At 55.3% G+C, this 25,665-nt stretch carries 23 protein-coding genes and 1 tRNA gene; 5 read left to right on the top strand and 19 right to left on the bottom strand.

Going from position 1 to position 25,665, the window contains the following annotated elements; all coding sequences use genetic code 11:
- Positions 1–2: 2 nt before the first annotated feature.
- The gene (locus tag Q7J88_RS09960; protein ID WP_303722034.1) at positions 3–371 is read right to left on the bottom strand and encodes a hypothetical protein; all 369 of its coding nucleotides are present in this window, start codon (positions 369–371) and stop codon (positions 3–5) included.
- A gap of 210 nt (positions 372–581) precedes the next feature.
- Between Q7J88_RS09960 and Q7J88_RS09955 the strand changes: the two genes are divergently transcribed.
- Both Q7J88_RS09955 and Q7J88_RS09950 read left to right on the top strand, forming a co-directional pair.
- On the top strand, positions 582–767 hold the full coding sequence (locus Q7J88_RS09955) for a hypothetical protein (RefSeq protein WP_303722033.1): 186 nt from the start codon (positions 582–584) through the stop codon (positions 765–767).
- Positions 768–899: 132 nt separating this feature from the next.
- A complete protein-coding gene (locus tag Q7J88_RS09950; protein WP_303722032.1) occupies positions 900–1,670 on the top strand; it encodes an endonuclease/exonuclease/phosphatase family protein in 771 nt (256 codons plus the stop codon).
- A gap of 100 nt (positions 1,671–1,770) precedes the next feature.
- Here Q7J88_RS09950 and Q7J88_RS09945 read toward each other — a convergent pair whose 3' ends face one another.
- From Q7J88_RS09945 to Q7J88_RS09865, 17 genes are all read right to left on the bottom strand, one after another.
- Entirely contained in the window at positions 1,771–2,601 is an 831-nt protein-coding gene (locus Q7J88_RS09945) for a pyruvate, water dikinase regulatory protein (protein ID WP_303722031.1), read from the bottom strand.
- 116 nt (positions 2,602–2,717) lie between these two features.
- A complete protein-coding gene (locus Q7J88_RS09940) occupies positions 2,718–4,142 on the bottom strand; it encodes a sigma-54-dependent Fis family transcriptional regulator (RefSeq protein WP_303722030.1) in 1,425 nt (474 codons plus the stop codon).
- Between the two features lie 17 nt (positions 4,143–4,159).
- On the bottom strand, positions 4,160–4,963 hold the full coding sequence (locus Q7J88_RS09935; protein WP_303722029.1) for a universal stress protein: 804 nt from the start codon (positions 4,961–4,963) through the stop codon (positions 4,160–4,162).
- A 29-nt stretch (positions 4,964–4,992) separates the two neighbouring features.
- Entirely contained in the window at positions 4,993–5,709 is a 717-nt protein-coding gene (locus Q7J88_RS09930; RefSeq protein WP_369682012.1) for an ABC transporter ATP-binding protein, read from the bottom strand.
- On the bottom strand, positions 5,702–6,478 hold the full coding sequence (locus Q7J88_RS09925) for an ABC transporter ATP-binding protein (protein WP_303722027.1): 777 nt from the start codon (positions 6,476–6,478) through the stop codon (positions 5,702–5,704). The genes Q7J88_RS09930 and Q7J88_RS09925 overlap by 8 nt, the downstream gene beginning before the upstream one ends.
- Positions 6,468–7,424, bottom strand: coding sequence for a branched-chain amino acid ABC transporter permease (locus tag Q7J88_RS09920; protein ID WP_303722026.1), 957 nt, complete (start codon positions 7,422–7,424; stop codon positions 6,468–6,470). Before Q7J88_RS09920 ends, Q7J88_RS09925 begins: the two co-directional genes overlap by 11 nt.
- Positions 7,424–8,320 carry a branched-chain amino acid ABC transporter permease gene (locus tag Q7J88_RS09915; protein WP_303722025.1) on the bottom strand — a complete coding sequence of 299 codons (897 nt, stop codon included), beginning with the start codon at positions 8,318–8,320 and terminating at the stop codon, positions 7,424–7,426. Before Q7J88_RS09915 ends, Q7J88_RS09920 begins: the two co-directional genes overlap by 1 nt.
- 168 nt (positions 8,321–8,488) lie before the next feature.
- Positions 8,489–9,613, bottom strand: a complete 1,125-nt coding sequence (locus tag Q7J88_RS09910) for a branched-chain amino acid ABC transporter substrate-binding protein (RefSeq protein WP_303722024.1) — start codon at positions 9,611–9,613, stop codon at positions 8,489–8,491.
- Positions 9,614–9,784: 171 nt separating this feature from the next.
- Positions 9,785–10,690: a proline dehydrogenase family protein gene (locus Q7J88_RS09905; protein ID WP_303722023.1), complete on the bottom strand. Its 906-nt coding sequence runs from the start codon at positions 10,688–10,690 to the stop codon at positions 9,785–9,787.
- A 76-nt stretch (positions 10,691–10,766) separates the two neighbouring features.
- A complete protein-coding gene (pruA, locus tag Q7J88_RS09900; RefSeq protein WP_303722022.1) occupies positions 10,767–12,416 on the bottom strand; it encodes an L-glutamate gamma-semialdehyde dehydrogenase in 1,650 nt (549 codons plus the stop codon).
- 287 nt (positions 12,417–12,703) lie between these two features.
- Entirely contained in the window at positions 12,704–14,422 is a 1,719-nt protein-coding gene (locus Q7J88_RS09895; RefSeq protein ID WP_303722021.1) for a sigma-54-dependent Fis family transcriptional regulator, read from the bottom strand.
- 102 nt (positions 14,423–14,524) lie between these two features.
- Positions 14,525–16,444, bottom strand: a complete 1,920-nt coding sequence (locus Q7J88_RS09890) for a zinc-ribbon domain-containing protein (protein ID WP_303722020.1) — start codon at positions 16,442–16,444, stop codon at positions 14,525–14,527.
- Positions 16,445–16,456: 12 nt separating this feature from the next.
- Positions 16,457–17,545 (bottom strand): SEL1-like repeat protein, encoded by a 1,089-nt coding sequence (locus Q7J88_RS09885; protein ID WP_303722018.1) that lies wholly within the window; start codon positions 17,543–17,545, stop codon positions 16,457–16,459.
- A 352-nt stretch (positions 17,546–17,897) separates the two neighbouring features.
- Positions 17,898–19,046, bottom strand: coding sequence for a tetratricopeptide repeat protein (locus tag Q7J88_RS09880; RefSeq protein WP_303722017.1), 1,149 nt, complete (start codon positions 19,044–19,046; stop codon positions 17,898–17,900).
- A 297-nt stretch (positions 19,047–19,343) separates the two neighbouring features.
- Positions 19,344–20,258 (bottom strand): hydrogenase small subunit, encoded by a 915-nt coding sequence (locus Q7J88_RS09875; RefSeq protein WP_303722016.1) that lies wholly within the window; start codon positions 20,256–20,258, stop codon positions 19,344–19,346.
- Between the two features lie 15 nt (positions 20,259–20,273).
- Positions 20,274–21,776, bottom strand: coding sequence for a nickel-dependent hydrogenase large subunit (locus Q7J88_RS09870; RefSeq protein WP_303722015.1), 1,503 nt, complete (start codon positions 21,774–21,776; stop codon positions 20,274–20,276).
- Positions 21,777–22,060: 284 nt separating this feature from the next.
- Positions 22,061–22,137 (bottom strand) — tRNA-Met (locus tag Q7J88_RS09865).
- Between the two features lie 129 nt (positions 22,138–22,266).
- Here Q7J88_RS09865 and mnmH point away from each other — a divergent pair.
- The 3 genes from mnmH to Q7J88_RS09850 are packed head-to-tail and all read left to right on the top strand — an operon-like array spanning position 22,267 to position 24,680.
- The gene (gene mnmH, locus Q7J88_RS09860; protein WP_303722014.1) at positions 22,267–23,328 is read left to right on the top strand and encodes a tRNA 2-selenouridine(34) synthase MnmH; all 1,062 of its coding nucleotides are present in this window, start codon (positions 22,267–22,269) and stop codon (positions 23,326–23,328) included.
- Positions 23,329–23,376: 48 nt separating this feature from the next.
- Positions 23,377–23,964, top strand: a complete 588-nt coding sequence (locus Q7J88_RS09855) for a hypothetical protein (RefSeq protein WP_303722013.1) — start codon at positions 23,377–23,379, stop codon at positions 23,962–23,964.
- The gene (locus tag Q7J88_RS09850; RefSeq protein WP_303722012.1) at positions 23,919–24,680 is read left to right on the top strand and encodes a hypothetical protein; all 762 of its coding nucleotides are present in this window, start codon (positions 23,919–23,921) and stop codon (positions 24,678–24,680) included. Before Q7J88_RS09855 ends, Q7J88_RS09850 begins: the two co-directional genes overlap by 46 nt.
- Positions 24,681–24,783: 103 nt before the next feature.
- Here Q7J88_RS09850 and Q7J88_RS09845 read toward each other — a convergent pair whose 3' ends face one another.
- Entirely contained in the window at positions 24,784–25,587 is an 804-nt protein-coding gene (locus Q7J88_RS09845) for a carboxypeptidase-like regulatory domain-containing protein (RefSeq protein ID WP_303722011.1), read from the bottom strand.
- Positions 25,588–25,665: the final 78 nt, after the last annotated feature.

The following is a 25,665-nucleotide window of genomic DNA, read 5'->3' as shown; positions in this document are numbered from 1 at the left end:
ATTCAACGCTGGCTGAGCTTCTTGATCGCAAACCAGTTGATCGCCAGTACCACTGCCAGTCCTAGCAGGCCGATCGCCTGATTGGTTCCCTGGAAACCTTCACGCAGAACGTCCATCACCACCACACCGAAAAAGCAGGCCGCAATGACCATGTTTGCCGGCACCGCCCAGCTATGCTGACTGCGCCAGGCCCAGCTCAAAATATAAACATTGAACAGGCCGTAGCCGCCAGCAACGTAGGCGAAGGTTTTCAGCCACTCGGAAGCGTTCCCTCCGGAAATGACGCCGACTGCATAATAGACGAATGCAAATGAAGTAATCAGGCTGAACAGTGCAAAGCCGTTGCGGAGAATCTTGTTCTGCTTGTTCATGGCAAACTTCCTTGACGAAGGGTTGGAGAAGGTGACAAGAGATTAGCAAAAAAATGCCTGAACTCCAAACGACTTGGCGCTGTTGCTTGAACTGTCTCCAGCAAATCTCTGCAGCTTTTGCTCAGCCGCCTCAAATCTGGAGGATTTTTTCTCTGAAGTTATCGCTATCGAAGGAGCCACTTCGGCAGGAGAATGGGGCAGGCACAAAGAATGACCGAATCAATCAAGTCGAAGATGATCGATATCGTTCCGTTGGTTCTAAGCTCCATCGGTGAACATACGTACAAGGCGTTTCTCGGCTTCGTTGTGCAAGAACATAACACCAGCGCCGCAACCGAGCGGATAGTCCGTTTGCAGAGAATGCACGACTGGCTGCAGGAGCCAGCTGGAAGCTGATATCTTTGCAGGATGAATAATAAGGCGCTCTGTCATGAAAGAGTAGAGCACTTTTTCCCATGCCAGTTTGCTCTTTAGGTCTTGTGGCTTGTCATCTCCCACATTAGTGCTTTAATCGATACAGGAGGTACTATGCGGTTTGTGCTCTATAACATACGTTACGCAACCGGGGCCAAAGCGCGCAATTTTTTACGCCCGTCACGAAAAAATCTGGAGCAAATTATCCGGTTTCTGCGCGAACTGGAGCCGGACCTAGTCGGGTTGATCGAGGTGGACCAGGGTTCCTATCGGATGCATGGCAGAAATCAGGTTGAAATTCTGGCCGATTCACTAGGGCACTACCATTCCCATTCGATCAAATATGCGGAAAAATCATTCTGGCGGCATGTGCCGGTGCTGAAGAAACAGTGCAACGCCTTTCTAGCCCGCGACCGTATCCGTAACGAAACTTTCCATTATTTTCAGCATGGCATGAAACGGCTGGTGATTGAGTTGGAGCTGGATCATGTGGTCGTCTATCTGGTGCATCTGGCGCTCGGCGGGCGAGCGCGGCATCGGCAACTGGCGGCGCTCTATCAGCTGGTGAAGAGGGCCGCCAAACCCTGCGTGGTAGCCGGGGACTTCAATGCGCTTTGGGGTGAACGGGAGATCGATCTTTTTATTGCTGCAACCGGTCTGCAAAGTGCCAATGTCCAAGGGCTGCCGACCTTTCCGAGCGTAAATCCGAACCGCCACCTCGATTTTGTTCTTTACAGTGAAAAGATAAAGTTGCGTGAGTTTTCCATCCCCCAGGTCACTTTTTCCGATCACCTGCCGCTGGTCGTTGATTTCGATGTCGAGATTGCGCATGACCAGCGAGAAAGCACTCGTGAGCAGCACTGCTATTGCCCGCAGCTCGATTAGGATCAGCCTCTCGATTGCCGGCAATGCCAGCTGTCGATCTCCAACAGCTGAATCTTCCCGATCGGCTTTTTCTTCCTTTCTTCACTAGAGATATAGACATTCAGAAGCCCTGCTCTTGTCCGAATACCGCACTGATAATCTCCCTGGACGTTTCTTCGACGGATTTGTTCGTGGTATCGATAATGTGCCATTTGCGGTTTTTCCTGACCAGTTCATGGACCATCTCCATTTCGTCGAAGATATGTCGAAGGTCGGTATATTTGCTGTTGGTGCGGTAATGTTTGACCCGGGCGCTACGAATCTTCTGTAGCACCTCGCTATCCATGACCAGGCAGACGAGACGGTTCTGATCAATCTTGAAGACGCTTTTCGGAATCGGAACTTCCGGCATCAACGGAATGTTGACCACTTTGTAGCCCTGTTGCGCCAGAAAATATGAGGTTGGTGTCTTGGAGGTTCTGGAAAGGCCGAGAATGACAATATCAGCCTCGAAAATCTTGTTGACATCCTGTCCGTCATCGTACTTCATCGTAAATTCGATGGCATCAATCCGCTTAAAATAATTGTTGTCGACGCGGTGGAGCAGGTTGGCGCCCTCCTTCGGCACCATTCCCAGGTAGGAGGTTAATTTTTCGATCGGTGGTCCTAGAATGTCGTGGTGCATCAACCCTTCCTGAACACAGATTTCATGCACCAGCTGCCGGGTTTCCTTTTTCGCCAGGGTGAAGGCGACAAAGGCATTGTCCTGTTTGGCTTTTGTCAGCACCGTTCTGACTTTTTCTGGTGTTTCGATATGGGAGAATACCCTCAGTGCCGAGGCGGGCAGGTCGAATTGAATGATGCTGGCCTTGATGATGTTGATCGCGCTGGATCCTATGCCGTCAGAGATGACATAGACCCTTTTTCCCTTCTGTTCGTTTTGTTTTGTCATCAGCTCTTATCCTTTGCCAGTTCGTTTTTGACTTCACAGCATAGCACTTTCAGAACAGAAAAGCCCTAATCCGATCCCACGGATTAGGGCCTAGCGTGATTTGAAAGAGGCTCCTTTTAACTTTCATCCCCTTCCGGGGCGAAGTGGGAAACAATTCCGTATTTATGCAGCTTGCGGGCTACGGTCGGCTGGCTCATGCCGAGCGCTGAGGCGATCTGCTGCTGCTTGCCGTAGCGCTTGCTTGCTTCCAGTAGCACGCGCCGTTCGACCGATTCGAGAATCTGGTTCATACTCATCTCTTCCGGCCACTTGCCGAGCAGCACGTCAGTTTCATTTTCTGCGTCGGCAATGACGGCTTGCGGCAGGTCGATGATATCGATCAGATCGGTGTCCGACATTACCACCAGTCGTTCGCAGATATTCATCAGCTCCCGCACGTTGCCTGGATAGGAATAATTGGTGAGGATGTCTAAGGCTACTGACGTTAAGCGTTTTTTTAGCCCGGAGCGACGGGAAAAGTGGTCGATGTAGGAGCGGATCAACGGTGCCATGCATTCCCTGCGTTCACGCAACGAAGGGATCACCAGTGGGATGACGCTCAGCCGGTAATAGAGGTCGAGGCGAAAACTCCCAGCCTCGACCATCTGCTCCAGGTCGCGGTTGGTGGCGGCGAGAATACGGACATCGATCTGTCGGTTCTGGGTGCCGCCCAGGCGGGTGATACAGCCGTCTTCCATAAAGCGCAACAGCTTGACCTGCGAGGAAAGCGGCAAATCGGCGATCTCGTCGAGGAAGAGGATTCCTTTGTCGGCCAGTTCCAGGTGCCCCGGTTTACTTCCGACTGCGCTGGTGAACGCGCCCTTTTCGTAGCCGAATAACTCGGCTTCGATCAGATTCTCCGGGATCGCTCCGCAATTGATCTTGATGATCGGTTGGTCACGGCGTTTGGAATATTTGTGGATCAGGTCTGCGAACATCCCTTTGCCGACGCCCGATTCGCCTAGCAACAGGATGGTCGAATCAACCTCGCTGACCTTGAGCGCCTGTTTCATTGCTTTGACCATACAGGGGCTTCTGGCGATTACCGGTTGGCTTTCCAACTGTTCCTGCTGCAGTTCGACGATCTGATGGCGGAACTGATCGCCGAGCGCCTGCTGCTCTTCGAGCTGCCGCTGCAGTCGGTCGGTTTCGGTAATGTCCCGCTCGCTGACCACTACCCGGATCAGTCCGCCGGTGTCGTCGAACACCGGGGTCGCCGTAGAGATCAACTTACGGCCGTGCCGGTTTTCCTGCAGCAGGCTGACTCGTTTCTGGCTTTTGATCGCTTCCAGCGCCGCCGACGGCAGGATCAATAAACCCTCTTGGGCGGCGTCCAGGTAGTCGCGGCCGACCAACTGGCTGGCCGAGGCATTGTTGATCCGCTCCGAAGCCGGGTTGACGCGGAGAATCCTTCCACTGCCGTCACAGACGAACAGGCCGTCCGAAGAAGAATTGATGATCGCGTCATGTTCCCAGGTTAGTTCCTGGATATTCCTGTTCATGCCCCTGGTTGCTCTGTCTAGTGCGACATCAGGACCGGAACCGTCATCGACTCGAGCAGGTACCGGCCGACTTCGCCGAGCACCTGAGTGCCGCGACGGGACTGCGAAAATGCGCCCAATACCAGTAGGTCGATCCCTTCATCTGCACAGCGGTTGAGCAGCATGTCGCCGACACTCAAACCGGCTGTGACATGCTTTTCACCGATCGCGTTCACTTCATACTGCTTCAGCAGGTTGCAGATATCAGCGTTGTGGGACTCGTAGGCTTCATCACCACCGTAACCCTGGATCGACATGACATGCACCTTTTGTGCTGAGCGCAGCAGCGGCATCGAGTCGTGTAAGGCGCGAGCAGACTCGGGGCCACCCCGCCAGACCAGCATCACCCGTTTTCCTATGGTTTTGATATCGCAGGCGTAGGGGACGATCAGCACCGGTCTTCCAGAGCCGAGAACCGCCTTTTCCGGCAACGAATGCACAGCCGCGCCTTTGGCGTCGGGATCCGACTGGCTGATGATCAGCACGTCATGATAGTGGGCATAAAGGTTTAGCGTCTGGGCCAGGTCCAAAGCACTTTTTGAGACGTCGGCGCAGATCCATTCCGCATCCAGCCCGGCAGCAACTGCCTCTTTCATAAAATGATGCCCGGCCCTCTTCGCCAGCTTATAAGGTTGCTCGAAGTCACTGGCCCTGTGCGGCGGGATCGTGTAGATGCCGGTCAGCCTGGCCTGCTGCTGCTTGGCCACTTTGATCGCCGTTGCCAGTCTGCCGGTGCAGGTCGGTTGTAAATCGATATGCACCAGAAGATCTTTTGTATTCATCGCTATCACTCCTTCTGCCTGATTTACGCTTAATGCTTTTTGCCGAGATAGGCTTCCTGCACCTTCTCCGATGCGAGCAGTTCTGCTGAAGTTCCGGACAACGCGATCTTGCCGACGTCGAGGACGTAACCGCGGTCGGCCAACTTAAGAGCTGCCTTGGCGTTCTGTTCGACCAGCAGCACGGTGACGCCGCTTTTTGCGATCTCTTTGATCTCCTTAAAGATCTCCTTGACCAAGATCGGCGCGATGCCGAGCGAGGGTTCATCAAGCAGCAGTAGTTCCGGCTTGCTCATCAGCGCCCGGCCGATCGCTAGCATCTGCTGCTCACCGCCGGAGAGAGTGCCGGCAAGCTGCTTGCGCCGCTCTTTCAGGCGCGGGAACAACTGATAGACCCAGTCGAGAATCTGGCGGTCCATTTTGCTTTGCGAGAAAGCGCCGAGCATCAGGTTCTCCTCAACGGTCAGGATGCCGAACACCCGGCGTCCCTCTGGCGAGTGGCTGATGCCGAGTTTGACAATCTTGTGCGCCGGTAGCCTGGTTAGCTCGGTTCCCTTGAACTTGATCGAGCCTGCTTTCGCTTTCAATAGCTGGCTGATGGTGCGCATGGTGGTGGTTTTTCCGGCGCCGTTGGCACCTAAGATGGTGACGATCTCGCCTTTGCGCACCTCTAAAGAGATCCCCTTGATGGCGGCGATGCTGCCGTAGGAGACTTCCAGGTCCTTTATTTCGAACAGTGTCTTACTCATCGTCATCCTCACTTCCCAGGTAGGCCTCGATGACGGCCGGGTTCTTCTGGATTTCTGCCGGGGTGCCTTCGGCGATCTTTTTCCCGAAGTTGATCACAGTCAGGTAATCGGTGACCTCCATCACCATGTCCATATCGTGCTCAATCAAAAGCACCGTGATCCCCTTGTCGCGAATCTTGAAGATGGTCTCCAACAGTTCGAGTGTTTCGGCGTCGTTGAGTCCAGCGGCAGGTTCGTCGAGGATCAACAGCGTCGGGTCGACCGCCATCGCCCTCGCCATTTCTACCCGGCGCTGGATGCCGTAAGGGAGGCTGCCGACCACGGTGGCGGCATACTCGCTCAGTTTGAAGAAGTCGAGCTGCTCCTCGACCTTCTGCCAGTTTTCCAACTCATCCCGCTTCTTCCCAGGGGTGGGGATGATGCCGTGCCACCAGTGCTGTTTGCTTTTGATGTGGCGGCCGCTCATAATGTTTTCGGCAACTGACATTTGGCCGAACAAGCGAATCGTCTGGAAGGTGCGAACGATGCCGCGATCGACGATCTGGTAAGGGGTCATGCCGCGGATCTCTTCGCCGCGCCAGTTGACCGAGCCCTCTTCCGATTTATAGATCCCGGTGATGCAGTTAAAGACAGTGGTTTTGCCGGCGCCGTTCGGGCCGATGATGCCGTAAATCTGACCGTCCTCGACCTTGAAACTAAGTGCATCGACGGCGGTCAGACCACCGAAGCGCTTGGTGACGTCGGACAGGATCAGTTGGTTACGCGCCATGGCTGCCTCCCTTGATTAAAAACTTGGGGATTTTGCCGAAGGTCGCCGGGACGATGCCGCGCGGGCGCAGGATCATCGCCAGGATCATGGCGAAACCGAAGATGAAATAACGCCAGGTGGCAAACTCGCGGAAGATCTCCGGCACCACGAACATCACGAAGACGCCGAGCATGACGCCGGGGATCGAGGAGCCGCCAACCAGCACGATACTGAAGAACAGCACCGACTGGATAAAGTCGAAGGCTTCCGGGCTGACCGCCGCGTACTGGGTGGCGTAAACCGTACCGGCCAGACCGGCGATGCCGGCACCGAGGCCGAAAGCGAAGATCTTGTAGACGCGTGTGTTGATACCGATACTCTCGGCTGCCAGCTGGTCTTCGCGCAGGTAGTGCAGGGCGCGTCCCGGTTTACTCTTCTCTAGGTTACGCATCACCCAGAGGGTGAACAGCAGTACGATAACGGCAAAGTAATAGACTGCGATCTGGCTCATCAAGTCAGTGCCGAAGATGCTCAGCGAGTCGAGGCCGAAGATGCCATTCGGGCCACCGGTGACGCCACCGAGGTTGTTCTGCAGCACCTGGACGAAGACGATATTGAAGCCGATGGTGGTGACCAGCAGGTAATCACCGCGCAGATGGACGATCGGGCCTGCCAGGATGATGCCGAACAGTGCCGGAATCAGAATCGCCAGCGGAATCGTGGCAATGATCGACCAGCCGTACTCGTTGTTGAGAATTGCTGTGGTGTAGGCACCCATGCCGAAGAACAGCGCCTGCCCCATGTTGAACATGCCGCTTTTGCCGAGCACGATGTCCTGCGACAGGGCGACTACCGAGAAGATCAGGAAGGTGATGGCGACCGCTTGCCAGCGCTCGTTTAGCAGGTGCGGCAGCACCGCCATCACCGCAATAAAGGCCGGGAGGCCTAATTTCTCAAAATTTTTCATCAGACTTTCTCCGCAACCCGCTCGCCGAGGATACCGGTCGGGCGGACGATCAGGATGAGAATCAGCAGGATAAAGGTAAAAGCATCGGCCCAGGTGCTGGAAACATAACCGGCGATAAAAGCGTTAAACAGGCCGAGCAGCATCCCGCCAAGCATGGCGCCAGGAATGTTGCCGATCCCACCGAGGATGGCTGCGATGAAGGCGTAAAGGCCGTACTGCCAACCCATGTTGAAGGTGATGCCGCGATAGTAGAGGCCGATAAAGAGACCGCCGACCGCGCCGAGCGAGGATCCGATGATAAAAATCAGGGCGATGACGCTGTTGACGTTGATCCCCATCAGCCGGGCCGCATCCTGGTCGATCGAGGAGGCTCGGATCGCAGCGCCCATGCGGGTTTTTTCGACGAACAGGTAAAGGGCGATCATCAGGATCAGCGACAGCGCCAGGATGATCACCTGGATCAGGCTGATTACGACGCCGCTGAAATCCCAGTAGACCTGTGGCACAAGTTCCGGAAAGATGCGCATCCGAGGTCCCCAGATCAGCATGATGCCGTTCTGGATCACCAGTGAGGCGCCGAGCGCCGAAACCACTGCTGAAAGACGGGGTGCAGTGCGTAGCGGCCGGTACGCGAGCCGCTCGAGCAAGACGCCGATGCAGGCCATGGTCAGCGCAGAGAGCAGAAAGATGACGATGACGGCGCCGAGCGAGGTAGCCTGTCCCATCACCTGGGTGTAGATGGTCAGGCCGACAAAGGCTGAAGCCGCGACCATGTCGCCGTGGGCAAAGTTGATCAGCTTCATGACGCCGTAGACCATGGTGTAGCCAAGCGCGACAAGGGCGAACATGCTGCCGATGGTCAGGCCGTTAGCCAACTGTTGCAGGAAAATATCCATAAAACGTACTCCAAGTGTTGGTGGAACAAGCTGCCTATCAGAAGCCAGGGGAGGACGACACTGTCCTCGCTTCGCGCCTGAGGGGCAGGAGGGAAAAACGTTTACGTTTCGAGGCAAAAAAAGGGCGGGAGAAAATTCTCCCCCGCCCTTTTGACTGTTCAGGCGCGATTACTGGACGTACTCGTTGATGTAGCTGCCGTCAGCCTGGATCCGCTTGACCACGTAGGCCCCGCCCTTGCGGTTGCCATCCTCTGCGAAGGCGATCGGACCGGTGATGCCGTCTAGCGGAGTGGTGAGGTTGTGCAGGTACTCCGCTGCTTTCTTGGTGTCGGTATCGCCGTTCTGTTCAAAGGCGTGGAGAATGGCGCGCATGCCGTCGATGTTCATCAGGCCCCAGATCGAAGGCGGCATTTCACCGTATTTCTTCTGGTAGTCGGCGATGAAGGATTTGGCGATCGGGGTCGGCAGCGCTGCAGGCTCGGGAACATTGATGATGAATGCGCCTTCTGCCGCAGAACCGGCCAGCTTGACGAAGTCCGGGTTGTCGTTGGCGTCACCGCCGTAGAAGTCGGCCTTGATGCCGAGAGCCATCTGTTGGGAACGCAGCTGGCCGCCATCTGAATAATAGCCGGCGAAGAAGATCGCATCGGGGTGCTTACTTTTGATGTTGGTCAGAACCGGGGTGAAGTTCTGGGAATCGGCCTTGATCTTGTCGCGGGAGACAACATTGCCACCCAGCTCTTTGACGGCTGCTTCGGCAGCGTTGGCCAGCCCGTCAGCATAGGTCGAGAAGTCGGAGAGGACGACGATGCGCTGATATTTTTTGATGTTTACCAGGTAGTTGGCGACGAACTCAGCCTCGGCACTGTTCGGGAAGGAGTTGCGCAGGAAGGTCCAATAGCCTTTCTCCGTCAGGCTGTCGGCGGTGCCGTCGGAAGTTTGCAGGACACCGGCTTTAAAGTAGGTTTTCTGGGCGGCTTCTGCGCAGGTCGAAGTATAGGAACCGACGACCAGCTTGACGCCTTTGTTGACCAGATCCTTAGCGCAGATGGCGGCGGCCATAGCGGTACCTTGATCGTCGCAGGCGATGACTTCGACCTGCTTGCCGAGGACGCCGCCTTTGGAGTTAAGCTGTTCGGCGAGCAGCCGTGCACCGTTTTCGATGCCCTGCCCTTCGTTGGCGTAAGAGCCGGTGATCGGTGCCTGGACACCAACCTTGATGGTGTCGGCGATAGCCGGAGCGGCCAGCAGGGCGATGGCTGTGAGAGCCAGCAGCATTTTTGCGAATTTCATTCTGTTTCCTCCATCAGTAAAAGGGGTTGGATTGGTCGTCCTCAAAGGCACGAGCCAACAAACTTCACTGCAGCAGCGAGCCGGAGTCGAAGTAAAAATCGAAGCATTTCTAAACCAGGCACGAGTTTGACAAAATCAATTCCTTAAGGCGTTTCCAGACCATCGCCGGTTTCAGCCGTTGCCGCGCAGCATCTGCAACAGTGCGTGCCGGGCGATATTCGGGTTTTCCTTCAACCTTCTGCGCGAGTAGGGCATCCAGGATTCGCCATATGGGAGATAGACGCGCACCTTATGGCCACCATCGACGATGATTTTACGCAACTCCGGGTCGACGCCAAGCAGCATCTGGAACTCGTACTGATCTTTGTTCAATTTGTATTTATCGATCAGTTGCAGCGCTTCGAAGACCAGCTTTTCGTCGTGGGTGGCGATGCCGACATAGGCACCATACTGGAACATTTTTTCCAGGCAGATGACGTAGCTGCGGTTGATCGTCTCGGGATTTTTCCAGGCCGCAGAGCGGGGCTCGTTGTAGATCCCCTTGCAGAGTCGGTAGTGCATCGGCTTGTCGCTTAAGTCATCGATATCCTGCGGGGTGCGACGCAGATAGGCCTGTAACACTACCCCGACATGCTTCGGGAACTCGTCGCGCAGCCGGCGATAAAACTCGAGGGTCTTGTCGGTGCACTCGATATCTTCCATGTCGATGCGCACGAAGTTATCCAACTCGACCGCTTTTGCGACGATCTCGCGGATGTTCTCAAAGGCGAAATCCTCATCGAGCAACAGGCCCATCTGGGTCGGTTTCAGCGACAGGTTGCCGTCCAGTTTTTCCCGATGGATGGTTTCGAGGATCTCCAGACAATGATTTTTGAAGAAGATCGCTTCATCCTTGGTTTTGATAAACTCGCCGAGGATGTCGAGAGTCAGCACCATCCCCTCATCGTTCAGCTTTCTCCCGACGCGGACCGCGTCGCTCAATTTTTCTCCGGCGATATAGCCTTTGGCGAAGAAACCGACAATCGGTCCCGGGATGTGCATGATGGTCTTGGAGACCAGGTAGTTGAAAATAGACATGATTGCTCCGCTTCTGTGTTTGGGCTAAGTCTGGGCAGGGAAGGCAAGCTCCCCCGCCGGGAATGTTGCGTTCGACTTATTCCTCATCCATAAACGGGTACTCGAAGCTGGTCGGCGGTACGAAGTTCTCTTTGATGGTGCGCACCGAAGCCCAGCGCATCAGGTTCTGCTTGCTGCCGGCCTTGTCGTTGGTGCCGGAGGCCCGGCCACCGCCGAACGGCTGCTGGCCGACCACGGCGCCGGTTGGTTTGTCGTTGATGTAGAAGTTGCCTGAAGCGTTCTCCAGCTTTGCCAGCGCCAGGCTGATGGCAGGACGCTCTTTGGCGAAGATGGCACCTGTCAAACTGTACGGCGAGGTCTGGTCGCACAGCTCCAGCGTAGCCTCGTAGTCGGTGTCCGGGTAGCAGTAGACGGTCATCACCGGGCCGAAGATTTCCTCTTCCATGGTTTTAAAGTGCGGATTGGTGGTGACGATCAGGGTCGGCTCGATAAACCAGCCTTTGCTGTCATCATACTCGCCACCGATGACGATTTCGGCGTCATCCGCCGCTTTGGCATAATCGATATACTCAGTGATCGACTTGAAAGCACCCTTGTCGATGACGGCGTTGAAGAAGTTGCCGAAGTTACAGACGTCTCCTATCTTGATCCGACCGACCTGGTTTTTCACTTCGTCAAGAACCGCATCCTTGAGCGACTCCGGCAGATAAGCGCGGGATGCCGCCGAGCATTTTTGCCCCTGGAACTCGTACGCGCCGCGGACAATCGCAGTTGCCAGCGCTGCGACATCAGCAGAGTTGTGGGCGAAGATGAAGTCCTTACCGCCGGTCTCGCCGACGATGCGCGGATAGGTTTTATAGTGGTCCTTGGCCAGATTTTCGCCGATCTGTTTCCACATCCCCTGGAAGACCGGGGTGCTGCCGGTGAAGTGGATGCCGTTGAAGTCGGGGCTGTTGATGCAGGTATCGCCGACGTCGCTGCCGGAACCGGGCACGAAGTTGATGACGCCGTCCGGCAGGCCCGCTTCCTGCAGCAGTTTCATGAAGTAGTAGGGGGCGTAAACCGCTGAAGAGGCCGGTTTCCAGACCACGGTGTTGCCCATGATCGCCGGTGAAGTCGGCAGATTGCCGGCGATTGCGGTGAAGTTAAACGGCGCAACGGCAAAAATGAAGCCTTCCAGCGGCCGGTGCTGGACAAAGTTCCAGGTCGGGCTGGAGGAGTACATCGGTTGCTCTTTGTAGATTTCAGAAGCGAAGTAAACGTTGAAGCGGAGGAAGTCGATCAGCTCACAGGCGGAATCGATTTCTGCCTGGAACGGGTTCTTGCTGACATTGAGCATGGTTGCCGCGTTCAGCAGAAAGCGGTAGGGGCCGGCCAGCAGGTCGGCGGCTTTCAGGAAGATCGCCGCTCGCTCTTCCCAGCGCAGGCTCTCCCAGACCGGTTTGGCGGCCATCGCCGCGTCAATCGCCAGTTGTACTTCCTTCGGACCGGCCTTGTGGTACTGACCCAGTTCGATGGAGTGATCGTGTGGACAGGCGATTTTTGCCAGATTGCCTGTTCGAACCTCTTTGCCGCCGATGATCAGGGGAACTTCAACCTGTTTGGATTTCAGCTCCTCAAGGGCTGCTTGCAATTTTTGGCGCTCCGGAGTGCCAGGAGCGTAAGAGAGAACAGGTTCGTTTTGCGGAGTTGGGATGTTAATTACAGCGTTGTTCAGAAGGTTCATGGTTCTCCTCTTTCAGGTTAGTGAGTCCCGGCAATTATTCAATTGCGTATGTTCGGAATGAGCAAATAACCCCTTGAGCAAGGAGGGTGCCAAGCTCTGTTCTGATCTACAGAACAGAATCATTAATGTTGTTGAAGTTACTATTGTAGCAGGATTTTTTTTGTCTTCAGCGTTTGGCTGGAGATATTTACTGCGAGCAGGGGGAGTGGGTTTTGGGCTGGTTTGAGGGCAAACTTATGCGGTTTTGCATAGATTTGCTAAGTGATTGATTTGACAATTATTCAGATCTAAGTAAGACCGTGGCGTTTCAGTTTGCGGGCTATGGTCGATTGGTTAACACCGAGAGCGACTGCGACCTCGGTCTGATTGCTGAAACGCTGGCGAGCTTTTTCCAGGATGTGCTTCTCAACCCGATCAAGGGCTTCCTGCAGGGTCATTCCTTCCGGCCAGTCGAGGCTGTCGAAAGCAAGATTTTCGCTCCGCTGTGCAATTTGGGCGGGGAGGTCGGGCAGGTCAATGGTTTCGGTTTCGCTCATTACCACCAGCCGTTCACAGATATTCATCAACTCGCGCACGTTGCCGGGGTAGGGGTAGCTGGCGAGGGCATCGAGAGCGGCACGGGTGAGACGTTTTTTGTTGCCGCTCTGTTGACTAAACAGATCGATATAGTGGCGGATCAGGGGAACGATGCAGTCGCGCCGCTCACGAACTGCCGGCACCTGGATGGGGATGACATTGAGGCGGTAGTAGAGGTCGAGACGAAAAGAGCCATCTTCGACCATCTTTTCTAGGTCGCGGTGGGTCGCGGCCAGCACCCGGACATCGACTTTTTTACTGTCGGTGCCTCCGAGCCGGATGATCCGTCCGTCTTCCAAAAAGCGCAGCAGCTTGACCTGCGACGGCAGCGGCAGTTCGGCAATTTCATCGAGGAACAGGGTGCCACCGTCGGCCAGTTCGAAGTGACCTGGTTTGCCGCCGGTTTGAGCGCCGGTAAAAGCACCTTTTTCGTAGCCGAATAACTCCGCTTCGATCAGTGGTTCTGGGATCGCTCCGCAGTTTATCTTGATCAGTGGATGGCTGGCGCGACGGGAATTTTTGTGGATCAGGTCTGCGATCAGTCCTTTACCGACCCCTGACTCGCCGAGTACCAGCACAGAGGAGTCGGCCCCGGCGACGCGGATCGCCTGCTGCAGCGTGCGTAGCATCTGTGGACTGCGGGCAATGATCTGTTTCGAATCAAGTTCGGCTTGTTGCATGGCGAGCATCTGGTCGCGGAACTGGTCGCTGATCGCTTCCTGCTCCTCCAGTTCGCGTTGCAGGGTATCTATTTCAGTGATGTCGCGTTCGCTGACCACTACCCGGATCAACTCTCCGAGTTCATCGAAAACCGGCGTGGCAATCGAAATCAGTTTGCGGCCATCCTTATTCTGCAGCAGGCTTGCCGGTTTCTTGGTCCGGCAGGTTTCCAGTGCCGCTGAACGGTCGATGAAGCCGCTTTCGATTAAGTCTTGCATGTTGCGGCCGACCAGTTGGCGAGCCGACATGTTATGGATTCTTTCCGAAGCGGGATTGACGCGGATAACGTTTGCTTTGGCATCGCAGACGAACAGCCCGTCCGATGACGAATCGATGATAGTGTCGAGTTCGCGCGACAGGGTTTGGAAGGAAGGGAGATTGCGGGTCATGGTGTCCAGTTGTTGGCTACCGACCAGGGTGCAGACGGCTCCTGTTGTCATGCCCTCTATCGATATCGGGTTGATATCGACAAAATACTCCTGTTGCGCAAGATGCAGGATTAGGGTCTGTTCAGTGGAATGCCCGATGAGCACTTGTTTGACCTGTGGCCAGAAGTCGGGAAGTTCGTCCGCCAGTTTTCTGCCGCGGGTTAGGCGAAGGTGCTGCTGAGCTAAACTGCTGAGGCTGGTAATGATGCCCTGCCGGTCGACAGTAATGATGATCCGGGCGATGGCGTCAAGCAGCGCGTTCAACTGGAGAGAATTGTCCATGTTCGGGGTCCGCATGTTGGTATGAAAACGAAAAATGCGCTTGTGCATAGTTTATGCAGAGAAGCATAGCCGTTGTTTGTTGACTTGTCAATCGGGGAGGGGCTACTGGGTGATCTCGAATGGGTAGCTGCGGGTAATCGAGTCACTAGCGACCAGAATGGTGACGCTGACGATATCACCGGAAAACATCTGCCTGAAGCTGAAACTGTCGCCGTTTTTCAGCCAGGTGCTGCCGGCTTCGCGGAGTGGCTCAGCCTGCTGGTTGACAGCACGAATGCTTAGCAATTCGGAGCGCCTCCCCTGATAGCGGACCGTAACGCCTTCCTCGTTGATGTTTTCTAGGGTAAGGGTTTTGCCAGCCACCTGCAGGGTCTTGCCGATATCGTTACGATTCAACTGCAGGCTTTCGATGCCGAGCGGCAGGTTCAGTTCCAGGTGGCCTATAATGCTGCGGATCTGTTCTGGGCGGGTCCCTTGCTTCAAATAAACGTTGCGGATGCCGCTATAGCCATCGGTTTGCGCACTGTCGGAGAGAATGTCAATCCACTGAAAGGCATTATGCTCGAAACTGTGCGCACGATCGTAACGGTCCTCGGCGGAGGCGTCGAGAACCTTGTCGATCAGGATGCGGGTTGAATGGCTGTGCGCAAGGGCGAGATTCGGAAATTCGGCCAGTTTCAACTTCAGCCACAGGTGCGGCTCCTGCTCGTCCGCCCAGAAATGTTCCGCTGACAAAGTGGCTGGCCCGAGCAGACCCCCTTTTTGCGGGGCGGGGAAAAGCTTTGTTTTGAGGAGCCGGTCGTAGTCGGCTTTGGTGAGAAATTCGGGTTTCTGCAGCGATTGCGGTTCAGTTTGCATCTCCGCCTGTTCCAGCAAGATCGCCTGCTGATGATTGAAGAGCTTCCCGACGATGGCCGAGCTTTCAGCTTCGATGCTGGCGGTCGGAAGTTGCTGCCAGCTCTTGGCAGCAAACAAAAGGCCCGGAATAAGCATCCAGCCGAGTACGGCGGTTGCCAGTGAAAAGCTGAAGCTGGTTGCGGGACGCAGCGGTTGCTCGGCACAGTTCTGCTTGAGGTTACGGTAGATCTGATAGTAGTAGAGCAGGGAAAACGGGGTAATCAACAAGCTAAAAATAAAGTTCAGCGGAGCTCCGATGATTGGCAACCGTGCAGTCAGGGTGAAAATGCTCAACGTGACCAACGGGAGGAGCAGGAATCGGCCCAAAACAGCCCACCAATGGCCATGCACCAGCTGTCGACTCCTCGCCATGGCCTGAATACCGCTGAGTTCTTCGTCAGCGAGTACATACTGGCAGAAAAAGAACCAGACGGTGAAAATTATCCCCGGAATGACCAACAGCAACGAACCACCGCCGACAGTCAGCCCGAGCAGCAGGATAAGCGCGAAAAATTGCCAAAGCTGCCTGCGGCCACGGTTAATGGCGCCGAAAATGCCAAGATCCTTTCTACAGATGTAACTGAGCATGCTGGCAGCCAGCCAGGCGCTGCCGAGCAGGCCGAAGGCGCTGGTGACGATGGCGACACTCCAGAACTGTCTGGACTCTTCATACCATTGGGGGGGCAGGAGAATGAACGCCAGAAGCAACGGGGTGAAAAGCAAAAGGATGCCGAGCAGGTAGATGGTTGTCAGTCCCCACCCACGCTGGCAGAAAAGTTCCCAGCTGTCGGTCAGCAACCGACCGATGCCTTGCAGTTTTGCAAGCGCCTGAAGATTGACGGTTTCGGCTGAGGGCGGTGTTTCGAGCCGGAAAGAGTGCTTGCAGCGACGACAGTGCACGGTCGGGCGCTCGCCGGCCTTTCTATGGGCTGGGATCGAGCAAGGTAGCCCGCAGCTGGGGCAGCAGACCTGCGAGCTGTCCGCAGCTGGCAACGGCAGTATGGCAGGGTCGAAATGGAAACTTTTGCGGCACTCAGGGCAGCGTGCGATAGCCGGTTTTCTGGGGAATTTAGCGCTAGGAAGGGTTCGTTGTGCGCCGCAATGCGGGCAGCTAATAATCGGCATGCCAGTTTCCTGTTAAAGCGATTCCCAGAATTCTGCGGCTTCTTTCCAGCGCAGTGCTTCGTCCATGTCGACCGGTACCCCGGTGCCGGTCGAGTACATGATGCCAAGGCAGTATTGGGCTTTGGTGTGCCCCTGGTCGGCCGCTTCAGTCAGCCATCTTTTTCCCTCCAGAGCGTCCCGCTTAACTCCTTTTCCGTTGATATACATGACGCCGAGGTTGTACTGGGCGTCCGCATTGCCTGTTTTGGCGGCTTCCAGCCACCAGTGATAGGCGAGCTGCAGGTCTTGGACTACGCCGTTCCCTTTCGCGTAATGGTGCCCGATCGCAACCTGCGCTCGTTGGTGTCCGCGGGTGGCCGCCTGCTGTAAGAGAACCACCGCCGATGTCGGGTCTCGAACCTCTTCGCTACCAACACTAAGCAGTTTTCCGAGGGCGTAAATAGCATCCAAATAATTCTGTTCCGCGGCTTTCTGAAGCCATTTACGGGCTTCGGTTTGATTCTGCAGGACCCCGGTCCCCTTGGTGTACATCATGCCGAGATGGTACTGGGCGGTCGGTAGCCCCTGCTCGGCAGCTTGGCGCAACCACTGACGGGCTTTGGAGTAATTTTTTTTCACCCCTTTGCCGATCAGGTACATATGGCCGAGGGTGAATTGAACCTTGGGGTTGCCCTGCTCGGCGGCCAGCCCCCACCAACGACGGGCTTCGACGAAATCTTTCGGCACGCCGTTCCCTTTGGCGTACATCAGCCCCAAATTATATTGTCCGTCGGAAAAGTTCTGTTCGGCCGCTTTGCGAAACCATTTAAGGGCTTCGTCGTAATCAGCCGGGACACCGTTCCCTTTGATGTAGGCCTGACCGAGAATGTTCTGGGCTCTGGCATAGCCCATTTCGGCAGCTTGACGGTAGTATTTCACCGCTTCAACCGGATTTTTAGCAATTCCCTTGCCGCTATCGTACATCCGGCCGAGCATAAAAATAGCGTGCGGGTATTTTTCCTGAGCCGCCAACCGGAACCACTTCATCGCTTCTGCATAAGACTTTTTTACCCCTTTGCCCTGGTAGTAATTCATTCCCAGGCGGTAATGCGATTGTGCCATTCCCGTCATATGCGTACCTTTGTCTGATTTAATCCTATTCTGGAAAACGAGTTGCGCCCTCTGTCGGGGCGCTCTTTTAACGAATTGGCATTATACATAAGATACCGGATACCCGCCAGCAGAAGAAGCTGGTGCTGGCAGAAGATTCTTCCCAGATCCGTGCTGGTATCGAGGGAGTGTTCAAAGGCTTCGGCTATCTCGCCCTGAAGTCACTTGCCGATGGAGAGGATTGCTACTACCAAATTCTCGAATTAAAGGAGAAGGCCGGCATTGCGGATGAACTGATCAGCAATTACCTGAATCTCCTAATCACTGATATCGAGATGCCGAAGATGGACGGCCTTTATTCGGTTCAACCTATATTTTTTTCCAGTCGTTTGCAGACTTTCTCGGCATCCTGGCGGGCTTCCTTGATTTGTGCCGGGGTCATTTTATTCTCCAGCGATTTCAGAACTCGCTGCGCGTCGGTGTGACCCTTGTCCGCCGGTAGCCGCAGCCAGACGTACGCCTTGATGTAATCCTTTGGTACGCCGCGGCCGAGCGCGTACATGCCCCCCAGGTTGTACTGGGCATCGGTGTACCCTTGCTCCACTGCTTTACTCCACCATTTGACCGCTTCCTTATCATTCTTTTCGACGCCGTAGCCGAAAACGTACATGACCCCCAGGTTATACTGTGCTGCGGCGTTCCCGGCCTCACCAGCGAGGGTCCACCAGTGACGGGCTTCTTGGAAATCCTGGGGGATTTCATCGCCATTAACATACATGCTGCCGAGGTTGTATTGCGCGTCGATATCGCCTTGCTCCGCGGCCAGGCGATACCACTTTACCGCTTCAAACTGGTCCGGCGCGGTTCCTTCTCCCTTGGCATACATGAAGCCTAGATTATGTTGTGCCTCGACATGCCCCTGCTCGGCCGCCATCCGACACCATTTAAATGCCTGAAGATTATCCCTGGTGACCCCTTGGCCGAAAGCATACATGACGCCGAGGTTATACTGGGCTTCGGCGCTGTTGTGTTGCGCGGCCATCCGGTACCAGTGTACGGCACGGTCGTAATCCTGCGGAATCCTTTCCCCATGGGCGTACATCTGGCCGAGGGTGAGTTGTGCTTCGATATGGTTTTGTTCTGCGGCTTTAAGGCACCAGAGGAGAGCTTGCTGGTAGTCGCTTGTTCCCCCTTGGCCAAAGGCCAGCATGCTGCTGAGTCGGTACTGGGCATCGGCGTCTCCCTGCTCCGCCGCCTTATTGTACCAGGCGATCGCTTCGAGGTTGTTTTGTTCAACGCCGTTGCCCAGCTGGTAGAGGGAGCCGAGAGCTATCTGGGCGTTGAGGTGCCCCTGTTCGGCAGCGCGTCGATACCATTCGGCGGCTTCGCGGTAGTTTTTCTCTGCTCCGTCGCCAAGTTCGCACATTCGTCCGTAGTTGTACTGAGCATCCGGTTTGCCTTGCTCCGCTGCCAAGCGATACCGCCCTTCGACAATAAAGGCAGACTTGGACATGCCATCCTCCGTAAGACAATGTTTAATCGATCACACTCTGGCGCAATCTAGCAGATTTATCAAGTGGTTGCAAACTTACAATAAGGAGGCGAGGGGAGCGGCTGAAAGCGGAAAAGGCAGAGAGACAGTCGGCTGATTGAATCCCTGACTTGGGGGCAAATGTCTGTCCGTCAACGTTGATGGTGCTCAGGCCGAAAGCGATCAGCAAAATCAGCCCAAGGAGCCTGTAACATTGATTTGGATGTTGATTTGTATGGTGTCCCCCCACGTTGACAAATAATTTATCCCTTATGCATGTCAGGCCTGCAGATCTTTTTCGTTCAAACGGAAAAAAGGGAAATTACGATCATTTGCGAACTGCGGGCGCGCACAGCCGATACAGTTGCTGCGGGCCCGGATGCACCAGTTGGTGCCGCCGTTCCAGCCACGCATGGAGCAGTCGGCCTGGGTGACCACCCCTTGACAGCCCATTTTGAATAAACAGCCTTCGTCACCTAAAGCCTTGGCGAAATTCTTTTTCTGGTACTGGGAGAAGTATGGGCATTGCTCGTGCAGATTCTGGCTGTAGAATTTCATCGGCCTGCCTTGCTTATCCAGTTCCGGGATGCCAATCTTCAGGACATGTGCCAAAGAGCCGATCATCCAGGCTGGATGTGCCGGGCAGCCGGGAAGATTGATCACCGGAACATTGATATTGCCTTTTTGTAGTGCCTTTGCGACCGATGTTGCACCGGTCAGGTTGGGAGGAGCTGACAGGATTCCCCCGAACGCGGCGCAGGTTCCGATACTGACCACCGCGTAGGCTTTTGCGGCGGCGCGATACAGCAGGTCGGCGAAATCCTCATCGGCAAAACGACAGGCGCCTTTGATGGTCAGAGGTACAGCACCCTCGATGGCCAGAATATAACCTCCCTTGGCGATCGCTTTATCAACGCTCTGATATGCCGATTTACCAGTCGCTGCCGAAATAGTCTGGTGGAAATAGAGTGACAGGTAGCGGGTCAGTAGATCCGCAGGGCCTGGGTCGGTCGAATTGAGCAGGCTGACGGAACACCCGCTACAGGACTGTCCCTGCAGCCAGAGCAGAGGTGCTTGGCCGCCAGCCAGCTCTTCCAGTGCCTTGGCGAACGAAGGTGTCAGGGTTTGCGGAAGGCCGAGCCAGGCGATCAGCAGGCTGGCATCTTTCAGGAACGCTCTACGGGTGATCTTCATAGTCGTACTACTTTGTTAATGCACAGCACAGGCAATGCATGGGTCAAAAGAACGGACGGTACGAGCGGCTTCTATCCCTTGGTAGTTTTCGTTGACTTCAATTCCGGTCAAGGCGGCTTCAACTGGTCCTGGTTGCTGATGCTGGTCGCGCGGGGAGAAATTCCAGGTGCTCGGGGCAACACATTGATAACGTTCGATTTTATCGTTTCGGATAGTGATCCAGTGGCCCAAGGCACCGCGTGGCGCTTCGGTCAGTCCCTCACCGTAGCCGTTCGGTCGGGTCTGGTAAGGAGCCAATGAAGCCTCTTCTGGCTTCAAGGCATCGAGCCAGGTTTCCATCTGCTGGGAGAGCAGCAGGGCTTCCAGAGCCCGGGCGGCGTGGCGACCGAGGACACTGGGCAAAACAGAGGCCGGCAGATTCGCTTCGCGGAGGAAGGCCTGCAGGGCATCACCGACTCCGGCAGAGTTTGCCGTCGCAGCGACCATGATCCGCGCCAGCGGCCCGACTTCCATGCTCAAGCCTTTGTAGCGTGGGGCTTTCAGCCAGGAATAAGCGCCTTTTTTATCCTCTTCAGGGACGGTAACTCCTTCTCGGGGATGTTTGGCGATTGTCTGCCGAAAGCGGCTGGCGGTCAGGTCTTCTTTGATCGCCGCCGTGTCGAGGGGTTCGAAGCGATCCTCGATTACAGTCCCGGCCGGTAGCCAATCGCCGTTGTCTTCTTCGAAGCCGCCGTAAGACAGATAGCGTTGCACCCCTTGACCGCCCTGTGCATATTGCGGGTAAAGGCGGGCTGCAGCGATCACATCAGGGATATAGGTCAATTCGATAAAGCGCCTGACTCGGCGTAAGCGGGTGCGGAAACTTTCAACGACCGCCGGGTCGACTCCGCAGGTGACGCCGCCTGGAACCAATGACGCCGTATGTGGCATCTTGCCGCCGAACAGAGAGGTCATCTCATGGGTCTCTTGGCGAATCTCGAGCGCTTCGAGATAGTGGGAAAGGGCCCCCAGATTCCAGTTGTTGTTGTCGACATAATCGGCTGGCAGTTTCGGCAGGAAGGGCGCAATCGGCAAGATCCGTCCGGAACTGATCTCCTGCGACGCCCAGATTTTCAGGCCGCGTAACACCGGATCCTTGCCGCGGTAATCGAGCAGCTCTTCGACGCGCACGAAATCGAGCGCCGAAAGATGATAAAAGTTCAGGATGTGGCTTTGCAGGTAGTTGGCTCCCAACGTCAGACTGCGCAAGTAGCGACCGTTGCGGGGGGCTTTCAAGCCGATGGCTGCTTCTACCGCTTTGCAGGAAGCAATCGCATGACTGACCGAGCAGACGCCGCAGATTCTTTGGGTGATTACCGGTGCGTCGAGCGGGTCGCGATCGACCAATAACGTTTCAAAACCGCGGAACATTTCCCCCATGCTCCAAGCTTCGGCTATGCGGTTGTTTTCAATGCGGGTGTCGATGCGCAGGTGGCCTTCAATCCGGGTGACAGGACCAATCGATACACTTCTGGACATAGAGGGCTCCATTGTTCTATTCACGGTTTTTTTATGCTTAGAGCCAAAGAGTTAACATAACATTTAAAATATAGCGACCATTAGAATTGGTGATAGCCAATCAATAGATGCCAATATGCCACATGCGGAAGTCAAGTGACGGAAATATAAAGATTTATTTCTAAATTAAACTGAGTAAGCCGTAAAAGGAAGGGACAATGAGAAAAAATAATTTTTGTTTTTGGGGGTGGAAGGACCAATCAAAAAAAGGACCTGCATGTTTATGCAAGTCCCTTAATTTTATTTGGTTGCGGGAGAGGGATTTGAACCCCCGACCTTCGGGTTATGAGCCCGACGAGCTACCAGACTGCTCCATCCCGCGACAACGGTTGCAGACCCTAGCGGAATTTTGCACGTTGGTCAACCGTTTTTTTCCGGGACCTGGTTGTTTTGTGGCGTATGATGGTGTAGAAACAGCATCTGCAATCTTTGCCGATAAAGGATGATCCGTTTGATACAGGCAACCATCGAACTCGAAAAAGCCCTTCAGTTACGTCGTGAAGGAGCGTTGCTGGTCGATGTGCGTACTCCGGCCGAATTTGCCGAGGCGACCATCCCCGGTGCGATCAACGTGCCGATCTTCAGTAACGAAGAGCGAGTTGAGGTCGGTACCCTCTACAAGCAGCGGGGGAAGGGGAGGGCGCGTAAATTTGGCATTGAGCTGGTGGCACCGAAGATCCCGGCTTTATTGGAACAGGTCGAGGAGGTTCGGAGGGGACATCGGGGGCCGGTGATTGTGTTCTGTTGGCGTGGTGGCATGCGTTCCTTGGCGATGACCAGTTTTATGAATCTGGCTGGTATTCATGCCCGGCAGCTTATCGGCGGACATAAAGCCTTCCGTACCTTGGTCTGCAGTTATTTCGAAAAGCAGCAATGGCCGCCGATCTACGTGTTGCGCGGCCTGACCGGGGTCGGCAAGACCCAGGTGCTGCATCGGCTAGCGGAACAGGGGTTCCCGGTGATTGACCTGGAAGGTCTGGCCAATCATCGCGGCAGCGCCTTCGGGGCTCTCGGGTTGGAGCCGCAACCGGGGCAGAAACGCTTCGAGGCGTTGCTCTGGGATCGGCTGCAGCAGCTGGAGTCGTCCGCCTATCTGGTTACCGAAGGGGAGAGCCTGCATATTGGCCGGCTGCTGGTGCCGAAGCGGTTTCATCAGGCGATGCAGGAGCAAACGAGCCTCTGGCTTAAAGCGTCGCTTAACTTTCGCACTAGGATCATCCTTGAAGACTATCCAGCGATCGACCGGCTGCGCGAGCAGTTCGAACAGCCGATCTGTGCCCTGAAAGAGCGGCTGGGCAATAAGGTGATCAAGCAGTTGCTCGACTTGCTGCATGCTGGCGAGTGGGAGGAACTGGTCTATGAGCTGATGGTTCACTATTACGATCCGCTCTATATGCACACCCTGCCTGAAAAGCGGATCGAGATCGAACTGGAACCCTTTGACGCAGGGGTAAAGCGGGTTGCTCGGTCTCTTGCAGAGTTGGCTGAGCAAGAAATTCTCCCTTCCCCTTGAGGTAAAGCTGTAGCTGGCGTTATTCTGATCAGTGTATGAGGAGTGCTAATGCCTGATTCACCTCGTCCCCCGATCACGATCTCCCCGCTGTTTGTCAACCGTTTCCGGGTTGACGAAGCAGCTCCTTTTAAGCGGCATCTTAACCGGCTTGAGGTGGAAATTGCCCGCGAGGACTATAGCGGCCTCAAACGGGTCGAGCTGGTTTCTCCTGTGCCCGGAGAAGACTTTTACGCCGGGCTGAAGGAGTTAACCGAGCGGTTGCTGCACACGACCCAGAACAACTACAATCGACAATTAATTGAGCGGCTGGGCATTCGTGTCTATCTGGATGTAGGCAGCTATCATGTTTACTATCGGCTGCCGAAGCTCTGTATCCGCTTCGTCCCTAGCTGGCGCGAGCAGGTGTTGCAGGGCTTTTTCGGCTGTTTGCCCCAGACCAGTACCGGTTGGCAGTCCTGTTCGCAGCGCCCGGAGTTCCGCTGCAAGTTCATTGCTGATGAGGCGGGTGGTGCCCTGTTGCTGGTCAAGCAGGATGCCGACCCGCAATTGCCGTTATCAGCCACGGCCCCTATGATCCGCACACCCTGGAAGTGGCGCTCTATTTTCTACACTACGGCAAGGGGCGGGCGGCGGTGATCAACCTCGGATTCTCCGGGCGGGAACCGCTCGCCGATGCCAACCTGCAGAAGCTAAAGGACTGGGGGGTGCCGCTTAATCCGAGTAATATCGATGTGATCTACCCCTATGTCGATGCTCACGGTCATCCCTATTGCTACAAGCATGAGGAGGGCCTGTGTCGCTACGTCGGTGAGTTGCCGGGGCCGGCTCCGGAGCTGATTGTCGATGTTCACGGCTATGTCGGTACCTATCCGGATGATGAGCGGGTGCTGGTCGGTCTCGGAGGCTTGCCGCCTTACCCGCAGCTCGCCGATCTGGGGGAATGCCTGGTGCGCCGAGATCTAGTCTACCTGCAGCCGAACCCGCGGTTCCGGAGGGGCTTGCGGATGATCCGCGAGCTGTCGGAAGAGATTTATGTACAGCTTTGTGCCGGACCGCATCTGGCTTATCAGTTGGGGATGCTGGGTGGTCTGCAACTGGTCGGGCGGGAATTCGATCCGCGCCAAGAAGTTGCCAGCTTGTTGCCGGGGGAAGAACGAAGTTACCTGCCGAAGGAGAATATCCGTTGGTTGCCGAGTGCCGGGGCCAATGCCAAGCAGCGGATTGAGGCCTGTAAGTTGGAGAAACGGTCACTCTGCCTGCATGTCGAAGTACCGACCCGCATTCGCCGTCAGATTGCGCTAAAGATGCGGCAGTGGGCGATCAACGAGTCATACACCGCAAGTGGCCTTTAGGGCAGTCTGCTGAGAGCTTAATTGACGGAACTGAGGGGGATAAAAAAACGGGGACAGAAAATCGTTCCGTCCCCGTTCGTTGCTGTTGACTGATTTAACGAAATCAGAACGGGCGCTTGTTCTTCCCCTCCTTGTAAGTGCCTGTAAAGGGGGCCATCACCATCTTGATTCCTTTGACAAAACCCTTGTCCGGAACCTGGATCGGGGTAATCACATCGCCATCATATTTGCCGTAAGGTTCGCCCGGTCGCGGCATGTCCCAAGCGTGCAACCGCGCGGCCAAGTAATATTCGCCCCCTTTCGGTAAGTAGAGGACAAACTCACCTTTCTCATTGGACAGGGTGGAGGCGAAATCGGGCAGTCGCTTGATATCGTTGTCGGTGTAGGCAATGGCAAACCCTCCTGGCATCGGTTTGCCGTCGACATCGACCAGGATTCCGCTGATGCCCTGTTCGGTGACGATATCTCCCGCCCCTTGCTTGAAAAACATCGGCGCGGTCATGGTAACCATCGGCAGATCGATTTTGGTCAATTTTCCTGTTTTTATTTCAGTGAGCAGGCGAGCATCCTCAGAGAAAAAATCACCCGGATTGATCGGACCGGTTGCCGTTCCGTTCGAGCGCTTGCGGGCAACCACGTAATATTGGCCCGGTGGAACATCAATGCTGTAATTACCTGAAGCATCTGTCGGGCTGGAGATATAGGTCGATGGCCCGAGCAGGTTCGGGGCATGGCTGGGGTAGACATTGACGTAGGCGCCACTGAGCGGTTGCCCCTCCTGTTTTAAAAAGACTTTGCCGGTAATCCCGCTTTTGCCATTTCCATCAAGGTAGGTGGCTTGCTGCGCTTGTGGTGCGCACCCGACTAATAAGTTGAACAACAGTGCCAGAGACAGCAGAAATCTCATGGGAGCCTCCCTCTAAATTTAATCTGTGGAATCGATATAGATGACGATCTAGCAAACTTCAGAAAGTCTATCGAGTTA

It is taken from the genome of Malonomonas rubra (assembly GCF_003247215.1).
GTDB lineage: Bacteria > Desulfobacterota > Desulfuromonadia > Desulfuromonadales > Geopsychrobacteraceae > Malonomonas > Malonomonas rubra_A.
Note: the sequence above shows the minus strand (reverse complement) of the source record. Positions and strands in the feature narration are given on the sequence as shown.